The organism is Paenibacillus sp. N22P23, from assembly GCF_059383735.1.
Genome location: NZ_JBXENT010000001.1, coordinates 1,930,465 through 1,942,811, shown reverse-complemented (window position 1 = coordinate 1,942,811; position 12,347 = coordinate 1,930,465). Strand labels below are relative to the sequence as shown.

General features: G+C 50.9%; 10 protein-coding genes. All 10 read left to right on the top strand.

Annotation, left to right across the window (positions count from 1 at the left end; genetic code table 11):
- The first annotated feature begins 106 nt into the window (after positions 1 to 106).
- Positions 107 to 2,296, top strand: coding sequence for an ATP-binding protein (locus AC506A_RS09080; RefSeq protein WP_495460610.1), 2,190 nt, complete (start codon positions 107 to 109; stop codon positions 2,294 to 2,296).
- Between the two features lie 98 nt (positions 2,297 to 2,394).
- Positions 2,395 to 3,018 (top strand): Pvc16 family protein, encoded by a 624-nt coding sequence (locus AC506A_RS09075; protein ID WP_495460609.1) that lies wholly within the window; start codon positions 2,395 to 2,397, stop codon positions 3,016 to 3,018.
- A gap of 13 nt (positions 3,019 to 3,031) precedes the next feature.
- The gene (locus AC506A_RS09070) at positions 3,032 to 3,826 is read left to right on the top strand and encodes a hypothetical protein (RefSeq protein WP_495460608.1); all 795 of its coding nucleotides are present in this window, start codon (positions 3,032 to 3,034) and stop codon (positions 3,824 to 3,826) included.
- 103 nt (positions 3,827 to 3,929) lie between these two features.
- A complete protein-coding gene (locus tag AC506A_RS09065) occupies positions 3,930 to 5,672 on the top strand; it encodes a phage tail sheath family protein (RefSeq protein WP_495460607.1) in 1,743 nt (580 codons plus the stop codon).
- A 116-nt stretch (positions 5,673 to 5,788) separates the two neighbouring features.
- Complete coding sequence (locus AC506A_RS09060) at positions 5,789 to 6,223, top strand: phage tail protein (protein ID WP_091215083.1); 435 nt, start codon at positions 5,789 to 5,791, stop codon at positions 6,221 to 6,223.
- A gap of 149 nt (positions 6,224 to 6,372) precedes the next feature.
- Positions 6,373 to 6,750: a hypothetical protein gene (locus AC506A_RS09055; RefSeq protein ID WP_090977939.1), complete on the top strand. Its 378-nt coding sequence runs from the start codon at positions 6,373 to 6,375 to the stop codon at positions 6,748 to 6,750.
- Positions 6,751 to 6,770: 20 nt separating this feature from the next.
- Positions 6,771 to 6,944, top strand: coding sequence for a DUF6760 family protein (locus AC506A_RS09050; protein ID WP_495460606.1), 174 nt, complete (start codon positions 6,771 to 6,773; stop codon positions 6,942 to 6,944).
- 9 nt (positions 6,945 to 6,953) lie between these two features.
- On the top strand, positions 6,954 to 7,403 hold the full coding sequence (locus AC506A_RS09045; protein WP_090977943.1) for a phage tail protein: 450 nt from the start codon (positions 6,954 to 6,956) through the stop codon (positions 7,401 to 7,403).
- Positions 7,404 to 7,452: 49 nt separating this feature from the next.
- Entirely contained in the window at positions 7,453 to 11,691 is a 4,239-nt protein-coding gene (locus AC506A_RS09040) for a hypothetical protein (RefSeq protein WP_495460605.1), read from the top strand.
- Positions 11,692 to 11,719: 28 nt separating this feature from the next.
- A complete protein-coding gene (locus AC506A_RS09035; RefSeq protein ID WP_495460604.1) occupies positions 11,720 to 12,346 on the top strand; it encodes a CIS tube protein in 627 nt (208 codons plus the stop codon).
- Position 12,347: the final 1 nt, after the last annotated feature.

Sequence of the window (12,347 nt, the reverse complement as noted above, 5' to 3'; positions counted from 1 at the left end):
TTGAATGAGTATACACTGAAAGAGAGCTCTCGTAGAGAGCTCTCTTTCAGTGTAAGATAGAAGCAGAATCATGACGAAACAGCACGAACGGAGTCGATAGAGAGCGATGAAGCTACAACCATATACGAGCGGCTTTGAGCATTGGAGTGACGAGCTTCGTAAGCTCGACATGATGATTGCTTTTAAGCTGCAATGTAAGATTGAGGTAGAGGGCGATGAGAATCCGTTAGATCCGATGCGGGGACTGCTCATTACAGACGATGAAGTGCAGCGTCTGCTCGGCAAAGGTACTGCGGGGAGCATTGGAACGCTTCCGCCATCACTTGCTGTGATGCAAGACGAAATTACAGAGCTTAGTGAGGTTATTGCTGAGCGACTTCGTTTAGCTGAAGAATCCGCTGGTGAATGGCAGCCTGCTTTAATACGGCTTGGATCGCGCTTTAACCTCAATCGCTTTGAACTAGCGGTTGTCGTTATGACGCTTGCACCGGAGTACAGCCGCAAATATGAGAAGCTATACGGTTATCTGCAAGATGATGTGACATGCAAGCTGCCTACAGTTGATTTAGCGCTGCAGCTGTTATGCGACAATGAGTCGGAGCGCTATGCTGCTAGGTCCGCCTTTCAGGTAGAGCAGCCGCTGCAGCGCTGGCTGCTTGCAGCTGATGATGGTGATGCAGCATCAGCGCTTGCTCGCCCGCTGCGGCTGGATGGTCGAATCGTCTCGTTCTTGCTCGAGGCTGAGTCCTTTGATGGCCGGCTGGAAGGATGGGTCAATCGCTTCGAAGGCGATGCTGATCGCGAGGGCGAAGAACTTCAGCCGCTGCTTGTCGGCGCCTCTAAGCAAGGCGAAATGCGGCGATTTGCGGAACTGCATCTTGACGCAGGTAAACAGGCAGTCATTCATCTGCATGGTACCGGCGGTTCAGGAAAGCAATTGCATGCGAAGCATTTGGCCGCTTCATTGAACCGTCCGCTGCTGCTGCTGCAAGGGGATAGCCTGGAGGCCGAGCGCATGATGTCGGTAACCATTCTGCGCCAAATGTTCCGTGAGGCGAAGCTGACAAATGCGATTGTCGGCATTGCCGGAGGCGATCACTTCGCTGCTCCAGACGGCAAGCTGGCGATGTATCGGACCGTGATTGAGCAATGGATCCGCCGAAGCGGCGGGCTTCTGTTGTGGTTGTCGCGGGAACGAGCTCATTACAGCGAACTGCCCGTTCCGGACCAGTCGGTCATCTATCAGGTCGAGCTGACGCCGCCAACGATCGAAGAGCAGCGTATGCTGTGGCGGATCTGGGGAGAGGAAAGCGCTGCAGCATCCGAATCAGCGGAATCGATGGCCGATAAGTTCCGGCTCTCACCGGGGCAAATTAATCGCGCTGTTAATGAGGCGAAGCGGCTTGCCGAGCATGAAGGCGCCGATTTTACGGATGAGGTGCATTTCGAACGAGGGGCTGCTGTGCAGTTGAACCACGAGCTCGAGAAAAAAGCGAAGAAGCTGAATCCGCGCTACACCTTCGAAGATTTAATTCTCCCGCATGAGCATCTGGATTTGTTGCGACAAGCTTGCAATATGATGAAATACCGGCGTGATGTGTATGGCACTTGGGGGTTTGATCGAAAGCTCTCCTATGGCAAAGGACTCAGTATGATGTTCGCCGGACCGCCGGGAACGGGCAAAACGATGGCTGCTGAAGTTGCAGCCAATGAACTGCGACTTGAAGCCTACAAAATCGATCTCTCTCAGGTGATCAGCAAATATATCGGGGAGACCGAGAAAAACTTGCATGAAATCTTCAAGGAGGCCCAGCGAACGAATGCAATCTTGTTCTTTGATGAGTCTGATGCCCTGTTTGGCAAACGATCTGAGGTAAAAGACGCACATGACAAATATGCCAACGTGGAAACGGCCTATCTGCTTCAGAAGATGGAAGAATATGAAGGTGTCTCCATTCTAGCAACTAACTTTCAGCAAAATATAGATGATGCTTTTCTGCGAAGAATCAACATTGTAGTGAAGTTTCCGTTTCCGGACGCCGAACATCGGGAGAAGCTGTGGCGCACGATGTTCCCTGCAGCAACGCCGCTTGCAAGCGATGTTGATTTCGCTGCTTTGGCTGCCAGAATTGAAGTCGCAGGCGGTAATATCAAAAATATTGTGCTTACGGCTGCCTTCATGGCGGCAGCGGCGGGACGCCCCGTTGGTATGCGGGAATTGGTCGCTTCCTCACGCCAAGAATTGAAAAAAACAGGAAAAATTCTTGTGAATAGTGAATGGGACAGCTTTTTTTAATAATTGGCAGCAATCTAGTAAATTTACGTGGTCATCCGACATTTTAAACGATATAATAGGAAAATAGTTTGGTATATTTTGATGAACATTGTTGAATATTGACGAATTACTTTAGTGCCTCATACGGCGGCTACGGAGGGATAGTTATCGGGACTTATTCCGCGATCGCAGATGCCGGCGCATCGCTGCTCAAGCTGCTGCGAGAGAATATGACACCGGAGCCGGTTGCACAATCCGAACTGATCGGAATGGCATCGCCTGCAGACAAAGGTGATCTTGTTCTCTCGCTTTATCTCTACCGAATTACGGAGAACAGTGAAGCGAGGCGCAATGAAATGCAAGCTCGGGGGAGCGGGATGCTGCAATTCCCGGCTATGGCAGTAGATTTGCACTATATTCTTACTCCATATTCAAGCGCAGACTTGCACTCTAGGACGCTTGACGAGCATGTCATTATCGGACGCGCTATGCAGGTGCTTCATGATCATGCAATAGTTCGCGGGGGCTACTTGCAAGGGTCGCTGGCAGAAAGCAATGAGGAGCTTCGGATCGTCATGGAATCGCTTCCCGTAGATATCCTGACAGGACTTTGGAACTTCGGAGACATGCCATACAAGATGTCATTGCCGATTCGAGTAGGACCGGTGAACATAGACTCGACCAGATTGAAATCGACTACACGTGTCGTGGAGCGTCATATCAAGCTCGAAGAGAAAGGGTAAGGAGGGCGTTTCGTTGGGAATACACAAGACGCGCTGCTCAGCAGTGCTGCTGCTGCGGGACGCCTACACAGGCTTGAAGCCGGCTCCTTCTTCTGTTTCGCTTCAAGTGGAAGGCTCTCATTTCGCCAAGCCGATTGTGAAATTGGGAGAAGGACTTTGGGTATTTACCGATCTGGAGCAGGATCCGGCAATCATCACCATCTTATCGCCGATCTATAGCAAGCAGGTGCTTACGATTAAGCTGGCGGAACTTAACCCGCTTGATCCGATCGTTACCGTCTCACTGCTTCCTGGACGCTCTTATCCGCTCCCGCCTGATGCTACTGTGCTGACAGGGAGATTGCATAGAGCAGCAGGGAATTCTCTTGAAGTCATCACTTTGCGGGCCGCTCTCTGTGACGAGCGCGGCGCGAGGGCCAGACTTACTGCTGATGCATTACCCGGTTCAACTGAAATTGAAACCGCTCCCGTGCTGGGAAAAGTTGCCGAAGGCGATTGTTATGAGATTCGCAGCAGAGATGGACATGTGATTGAAGAATGCCTGATTGCAGGCTTAGGTTCGGATAAACGTAAATTCAAGCTGGCGCAGCCGCTTCAATCGTCCGTTCCGAGAGGCAGCTTGCTGCTGCCGGTCATACCGGCCATAAGCGATGCCGCAGGTGAATTTCGTATCGTGTTTCGTCCAACTGTTCCGAGCTCTGCGTTCAAAGTTGAACTAAGAGCAAGCAGTCAGCTGCTTAAACATGAGAGTGTACATGTGCTTCAAGCAGGGCGAAACCAGGTTCAGGATCCAATTATTCTTACATAGAGCAACATCTGACAGGTGTGTAGGTTCATTGATGCCGTCCAGTGCCCGTGGGTGCGGGGTATCAGTTTATCTTAAATAAAGTACAGTAAAGCGGGAGGGGCATATGGCAGAATATTTGTCGCCTGGAGTGTATGTCGAAGAGTTTGAGAGTGGTGCTCAGCCGCTTGAAGGGGCTAGCACAAGCACGGCCGGATTTATTGGTCTTGCGCAGCGCGGTGCCGTGGAAGGCTTGCCGCAGCTCGTAACAAGTATCGCTGAATTCCAGCGTGTGTTCGGCTCTTACTTGTCCGAGAATGCTTTCGGATCGTATCGTTTTCTAGCTTACGCAGTCGATCAGTTCTTCACGAACGGCGGATCGCGTTGTTATGTCATGCGCGTAGCACCTTCGGATGCTAAGCCTGCAAGCAACACAACTCCGGAATCGGCAGTTCTTGCACTTACTGCAAAGAACCCGGGTGCATGGGGCAATCAGATTCGCGTCGGACTCGTTCCATCAAGCAAAGCGAAGACACAAATTTATGAAGTGCTCGGTACGCCGGGCGAGTCGAAGCGTTACCGCGTCAAGAACAATGCCGGTTTCAATCCCGGTGATGTTGTTGCATTCGATGACGGTACAGGCAAGCAATACAATCGCGTCCTCTCCTCACAAGACAACCTAATCGAGCTTGAATCACCGCTTTCTGGCAAAGCAGATGTTGTTGACAACCAACTGCTTCCGACTAAGGTGCTGACGACAAGCGAGTTTACGATTCATATTTTCTCCGGTGACGAAATCGAGACCTTCGAGAAGCTGTCACTGAACGTTTCCGCTGCAAACCATGTTGACAAAATTCTAGCCCGTTCCGGAATTGTTACGGCGCAAGATCTAAGCACAGGTATCGCAGGAGATGCAATCGCTCCATTCACTGTCATCAGCGGATTGCCAGAAGAAACCGGCAAATACGATGTGATCTTCGGCGGTGGCAGCGACGGCTCGCTGGCTAATCTTAGCGCAGGCGACTTTATGGGCGAAGATCGCGGTCCAGGCAAGAGAACGGGTATCCAGGCGTTCATCGATAATGACGTAGTCAGCATCATGGCTGTACCTGGTGTAACAGATCCTAACGTACAGTTGGCACTCGTTGCACATTGCGAGAATCTGGGCAGCCGTTTTGCAATTTTGGATATCCCTCGTGAGAAAACAAAAGTAGCCGACGTGATGACGCACCGGAATATTTTCGATTCCAGCTATTGTGCGATGTACAATCCTTGGCTGCAAGTGTTTGATCCGCTGGACAAACGCAATATCTTTATTCCGCCATCCGGTACGGTTGCAGGGATTTACTCCCGTTCCGACCAGACGCGCGGCGTTCAGAAAGCTCCGGCCAACGAAGTGCTTCGCGGCGTAGTGGGCTTGGAAGTGCAGTACAACAAAGGGGAACAGGATATTCTGAACCCGGCTGGCGTTAACTTGATTCGTCATTTTACAGGTCAAGGTACACGCGTTTGGGGTGCTCGCACCTGTTCGTCCAATGGCTTATGGAAATATGTCAACGTACGCCGCTTGTTTATTTTCTTGGAGGAATCCATCAAGAACGGCACGAACTGGGTCGTCTTTGAGCCGAACAATGATCAGCTGTGGGCACGTGTACAGCGGACGATTGACGCATTCTTAACACGCGTATGGCGCGATGGCGCTTTGCTCGGAAACAGCGCATCGGAAGCGTTCTACATCAACATTGGCCGCGAAACGATGACGCAAGATGATATCGACAACGGCCGACTAGTTTGTGTAATCGGTGTCGCACCTGTGAAACCGGCAGAGTTCGTTATTTTCCGCATCACTCAGAAAACCGGCTCCGAATAGACGATTGGTTTGCGTGTACGATCCAAAGATCGGACATGCAGCATTCGTCAGTTATAGCAGTGCGGCATCACTTTGAGTGGGAGCAGTTCAGTTCATTTTGATGGAAGGGGATAACCATGCCAGGCGAACGTAATGATCCATATCGCAATTTTAGATTCCGAATTGAAATTGAAGGCATTCAACAAGCCGGCTTCAGCGAAGTATCCGGATTTGAAGCGTCACTCGACGTAATCGAATACCGTGAAGGCAATGAAGTCATCACTCCACGCAAACTTCCAGGCCTAGCGAAATATGGTAACATTTCGCTGAAATGGGGCGCAACAGATTCCATGGATCTGTACGACTGGATGCAGGAGTGCATTGAAGGAACGATTGAACGCAAAACCGTAACGATTATCGCCATCGATGAAGAAGGCGGCGATGTTGCAACTTGGCAGGTTATCGAAGCATGGCCGGTCAAATATTCCGCTCCAAGCTTCAACGGTACAGGCGCTGAAGTAGCCATTGAATTTGTGGAATTGGCGCATGAAGGCATGACACGCACAGCGTAACAGCAACGATCATACAGAAGCTTTTTGACGAGAACAAGGGATGGTTGCGGGCGTATATGCGCTCCGCTCATCTCTTGTTTTCCGCTTCTGCCTCGTTCATGGTGTATCTTGGTAATTCGCATATTGATAGATAACGGAGGGAACCAAGCATGGCGTTTCAAACGGAATATGAATTTGAGCTCCCTCGGGGCTATGTAGATGACAATGGCACGCTGCACAAGCGTGGCGTCATTCGGCTTGCGACTGCAGCTGATGAAATTTTACCGATGCGCGACCCACGCGTTCAGCAAAACCCGGGTTATTTGACTGTGATTTTACTTGCTCGAGTCATCACGCGATTAGGTGATTTGAAGCATATTGATACGAAAATTATCGAGCGGCTGTTCACGGCCGATCTCGCTTACCTACAGCATGTATACCGCCAAATCAATGACATGGAAGCACCGAAGGTACATACCGCTTGCCCGAAATGCGAGCATGATTTTGAGGTGGATGTGGATTTTTTGTCCGTAACGGAAAGCCTTTAACGGGCTATCCGATCGAGAAATTGTATGAGGAATCGGGTTTTATCGCGTATTACTTTCACTGGCCGCATGATGACATTATGAATATGGAGCATCGGGAGCGGCGGAGATGGTGTGAGGAAATTTCGCGCATTAACCGGAAGCTGAATGACGATTCCGATAAACCGAACGTATTTGATGTGTTTAAGAAGAGGTGACGATAGCGATTGAGTGCTGCAGCGCATGGAGTTAATGTCGTCGGAGGCGTATTCCGTTTCTGGGTAGAGCTGGATGGCATTCTTGCAGGCGGTTTCACCGAAGTAAGCGGTTTAGAGGCTGAGGTCGAAATCGAAGAATTCCGGGAAGGCGGCCAGAACGGATTCGTTCATAAGCTGCCCAAGTCAACCCGATTCTCACCTATTATGCTAAGACGAGGTATTACAAGCTCCAGCAGTTTATGGGATTGGTATGCAGGCGTTATGGCAGGCAAGGTGGTGCGCAAGAGTGGTTCGATTATTTTGCAGCATTTGTCAGGTGAAGAACTTTGCAGATGGAATTTCTTTGATGCTTACCCGGTGAAGTGGAGCGGGCCGACATTGAATGCATCGCAGAGTGATGTTGCGATAGAAACATTGGAGTTAGTTCACAATGGACTGAAGACCATTTATAAGAAGTAAAGCGTGATAGAAGATTGTCAGCACGTGCAGGCTGGAAGGGGGCGAGCGAATGAGACGAGAACAGAGCGGAGGCATAGGAAAGCCGCTCCGATTGCGACAAGATGGGGCAGAGGCACATCAGGCTTTCGGAGTTTCAATCCGTGATAAGTATCGTTTCTTGCGCCGCGATCAGTGGGGACGACTTCCGTTAACACTTCGCGAGCCTGATTCCGGTGGCGAAGTCCCTACCTTTCTGGCGCCAACGATACTGCAGCAAATTGCCTTGAAGCTGCAGCTGCTGCTGCCGCTGAATGTGCAGTGGGAAGCCAAAGAACGAGAATGGCTGACGCTGGCGCAGAAGGTCATAAGGCAGGCTGCCGTACAAGCAAAGCAAGAGTCTGAGCGGAAGGCTATTGCAAATCATGAAGCGAACGAACGGCTGATCACGGGTTTGAATGGGACGAGATTGGATGTTCGAAATCAGCTTCAGGTATCCGAGCGCATAAGAGCGGAAGTCGGTGATGCCGGTACCGGCGCTGACGCTAAAGCTAAAGCGAGAACCGATCAGGCTAGAGAAGAGCGGACCCGTGCAGACAGCTCTAAGGGAGCGCAGTCGCGAATCGATTTGTCTAGGGAGGACGCGGCGCGAACGGAGCAAGCGAGGATGGAAACGGGGCGGACCGAGCGGGCGAAAGCAGAAATGACGCGATCGGAGCGGGCCAAAGCGGATGTGGCTCGATCGGAGCAGGCGAAGGCGGAAATGACGCGATCGGAGCAACCGCGGACGGAAGTGACAACCAGGTCAGCGAAGGCAGAGTTCAAAGGTTCCGATCGAACCGGAGCTAGAGATGACGTGCGCGATCACGTGTTGGCTGAGCAAGAAGAGCTTAACCCGGATAATCGTGTATCAGATTTGTTCAGTGATGTGCTGGACTGGACAGAAACGAAGAGAATAGCAGGAAGGCTCAGAACATTGGCGGCTTCGCCGATATCCAGTCAGCGCTTTGCGCAGGAGGATGAAGGGAAAGCAGCTGTGCTTTTGCTTCAAATTGGTTCACTGCTTAATCGATACAGCGGAACGAGAATGTCGCTTGCGCCTATTAACCGTGGAAGTGAAAGTCCGAGTCCGGTCTTGAAATCCGATGATCAATCAGAAGTTGAGGCTGGTAGAGTTCGCGGACAATTGGACTGGCAGACGCGGAAGCCGTTATGGCAGCGTGATGCCAGCGGCATGGTATGGCGGATGACTTCTTTCGGCGAACAAAACCAACAGCCTAATTGGATGGAAGGCGCGGTTCGCGTATTGCTTGGGCGCATCGGAGATGCAGGATTGCCTTTAGCTGCTGCGCTGGCTGCTCGTGATGAGAAAGCGAAGCAAACACCACCTGTTGTTCAAGAGCGACAACAAGTTGTTGGTAGATCTACTCGTCCATCAAATTCACGATCTCAAGATATTCAATTGGCTTCGCTGCCGAAACGAATTGATAATAGTATCTCCAGTCTAGTGGCTGGCAATAGACCAGCGGCAGCTAGCCTAAACAAGATGGTGCCAGATGATGGAACAGCGGCTTTAGAAACGGTGCAGTTGCGACCGTTGAACGCTACAGCGAGTCGTGAACAACGTCCAAATCGCAGACCGGTAACGATGACTCTCCGCAGAAGTTTGGAAGATTCAGATTCTACCAACCGTGATTTGACTGCGGAGAGACTGACCATGGTTCGCAGGTCTTTGAAGCAGCTTCATGTGAGTGAGGCTAATCGCTCAGCTGCCGCATCAGATCAAACGACTACCACGAAGAGGTTAACAACGACTGAAAACATAGAGTCCAGTCAACATGTGCTGCCTCATGAATCCGATCGACACAACTCTCTTGTTCAGCCGTCGAATAACGATCGAACTGCTGATAGACGAGTGCATCCTGCCTCTGAGATCATTCAGCGCAGAAACGCAGCTAGAGTCGACAGTCCGGTTGTACTGCCTGCGTCTGGGAAGAACATTCGAATCATACAGGCTGCTACGGCACGAACGGATGCAGTATTGTACAATGCCGTAGTTCGAGAACTTCAGACGGTTCACGGGAAACTTATTATTAATGCAATGAGAAGAATTGCTCCAACGCATATTCTTCATCGCGATCGGCCAAGCCGATTCTTCTCGGTAAATCGAGAAGATCAAGTGTTGGCTTCTGAGAAGTCAGGCGCACTGGACCAAGCGGCGATTAATGCTTCAGCCGTACGAGCAACGTCTGGTGCATCTAAACCGGCAATCAGTGCAATTTCGAGCCGATCAAATGCTGTACATAGATCCAATCTATTAGAACACAACCAACAAATTTCCAGCCAGCATTCTGCCGATGAGACACCGACGAGAACTACAAACAAAGGGCCTTCGGCAAGAGGGGCATTAACGGGTGGAGCAGCTTGGGGCACGATCCTGTTTGTCAATCGACTTCGCTTATTAACAGTGACAACTCCAACAACGCCGGGGGGCGTTCGTACGGAACGGATTGTCAATCGTCTATTAGCGGACAATACGAAACCGAAATCAACACTTATAGATTCGGCACTCTCAGATTCCGAGAAGAAGCTGAACAAAACAAATGATTTCGTTCGTAGAGACACTCAGCAAGTTGTGGAAGCTCCATCCATAGATTCAACCAGCACCAGCATAAAGCAAGGAAAGATTAAACCCAACGATCCGGAAGTTGGAGAACTAGTCGATCTTGCAGAACCGGTTAAAGAGCCGAATCGTGCACGCGGGACGCTGGCTGAACGAGTTCGAGTAGCCGGTGAACAGGGGTTGATTCTGGTACAACGTCGGAATTCGACGGCGGCACAGTCCAATGATCAAGCAACGACGCAGAGGTTAGGCTTCCAAGCTTCACAGCAGGCACGAACTGCTTCTGCAACCAATCTGCAGTCCCGTGAAGGAACTGAATTCATAGCAGCAACTGCGCGAGGATCACTTGTTTCGCGTGCTCGCATTGCTGGGGACAAAGGTTTGGCTTTCGTACAGCGACGTCTCACGACACAGGGTGGTCCGATCGCACCTGTTCTTGCCACTAAGCAGCGGAATACAGCTTCACCTGGCATTTCTGCTCAGCAAAGTATAGTCGTTCAACCAAATAGGGCTGACAAAACATCGCTATCGAAATACGAAGCCCAGGAGCAGCGAAGAAACGAAGTTCGAACGAATGCAAAGTTAAAGCCCGATTCAGAATTGAATGTTGTATCGAATTCGAACCAAGCCGCTCCACTTGTACAACGACAGGCGAAGTCATTGACCGTGTCTGATGTAGAATCCGTATCGTCAGGGCGAATCATCTATAGATCCGGTAAGCTTATGCAATCTTACATTGCTGCACAGCCTAACGAATCCAATCAACTCCGTGCCGAAAGATTCACAGGCAAACTCGTACAGCGCCGACGTGGGAACCACTTCGGGCAATCGAGCACCACAGAACTTGGAGGCAAACGTGCAATTCTTGTTCAGCGCCGCCAAGCGGTGCCAGCTGCGATAGAATCGTCTCCAACAGAAGCGATTTCTTTGAATGAGGCAGCACGGGTAATCTATCAATCGAAGACTGCGGCGACGCAAAGCGGTAGTTTGCCAGGCGGTCAGCTCGTACAAAGACGCGCGGCCACCCTAGCAGACGGAACTAGCGATATCATAATTCGCGGCCGAGCTGTATCGTCTGCCAGTTCCAACCAAGCGATGCAGCGACCAACGCTAACTGGATCATCAGCAGCGTCTTTGCAGCGTTCGATCTTAGCACCAATGGGGAGAAAGCTTCAGCATCGCACTGCTGCACTTGCATCGGATGGAATCGGAGCACGAACAGCTGCGACAGCACGGGTTTCTACGTCAGCGACGATGCCGTTCAAACCTGCTAGCTTGTTAGTGAAGAACCAATCCTTGTCGCAGCGAGCGAAGGCAGCGGATTCAGTTCCATTCATCCAGCGACAACCGGACGCACAGAATAAGTCAATGAATCTCCCAGCTCAGCCTACTCTGCATTATGCAGCAAAGCCTGCGAATCAGGCTGAGCCTGGAATCGCGAGGAGCAACTCTTTGCCGCCAGTGATGCAGCACCATGCTTCTAAGGCAGCTGCGGCGGCTGCAGCAGCCGAAACCGTCAGGCAGAGTGTTGCCGCGATGAAACCGCCGGCTGCGCCGACAATTGATGTGAAGCAGGTCCAGCAAATGCTGATGAATATGCCGCAGCTGCAGCCGGATGCGATTGCGGATAAAGTGTTTAAAGTATTCGAGAAGAAAATGAAATTCGAGCAGCGCAGAAGTGGTTACTAGCAGAAACCGGATAGGAGGAGTGAGCGGTATGGCATTGAAGAAAGCGAAAATCATCGTCACAAAAGGTACAGGCCAAGAGCAGCTTGAAGTATTGTTTAATCCCAGCGAATATTCGCTGGAATCGGCCAACAACTTTGCCTGGCAGACCATACCGGGGCTGCAAACTCCGATCGCCCAGTTTATTAGCGGTGAAGCGACTACGCTCAGTATGGACCTATTCTTCGATACGTACGAGAAAGCAACGGATGTCCGTTTGCTGACGGCTAAAGTATCCAAGCTGCTAGATGTCGATAAAGATTTACATGCACCGCCGAGCTGCAGATTCGTATGGGGATCGCTGGATTTTAAAGGCATAGTAGAACGGGTATCGCAGAAATTCACGATGTTTCTCGATTCGGGTCTTCCTGTTCGAGCCACATTAAACGTATCTTTCCGCGCCTTGCAAAGCATGAAGGAGCAATATCAGAACATTCCGCGCCAATCCGCTGATCGGACCAAACAAAAGACGTTGAAGCAAGGGGACCAGCTCTGGATGATTGCTGCCGAGGAGTATGAGGATCCGGGTGAATGGCGAGCCATTGCGGAAGCAAACGGGATCGACAATCCAAGACAGCTGCGGACAGGCCGCAAAATTATCGTTCCGAGGTTAGACTAGA

What these genes read in the sequence shown, in the direction of transcription:
- AC506A_RS09080 (WP_495460610.1), top strand. Translation starts at nt 107, where the DNA reads ATGAAGCTACAACCATATACGAGCGGCTTTGAGCATTGGAGTGACGAG.
- AC506A_RS09065 (WP_495460607.1), top strand. Translation starts at nt 3,930, where the DNA reads ATGGCAGAATATTTGTCGCCTGGAGTGTATGTCGAAGAGTTTGAGAGT.
- AC506A_RS09060 (WP_091215083.1), top strand. Translation starts at nt 5,789, where the DNA reads ATGCCAGGCGAACGTAATGATCCATATCGCAATTTTAGATTCCGAATT.
- AC506A_RS09055 (WP_090977939.1), top strand. Translation starts at nt 6,373, where the DNA reads ATGGCGTTTCAAACGGAATATGAATTTGAGCTCCCTCGGGGCTATGTA.
- AC506A_RS09040 (WP_495460605.1), top strand. Translation starts at nt 7,453, where the DNA reads ATGAGACGAGAACAGAGCGGAGGCATAGGAAAGCCGCTCCGATTGCGA.
- AC506A_RS09035 (WP_495460604.1), top strand. Translation starts at nt 11,720, where the DNA reads ATGGCATTGAAGAAAGCGAAAATCATCGTCACAAAAGGTACAGGCCAA.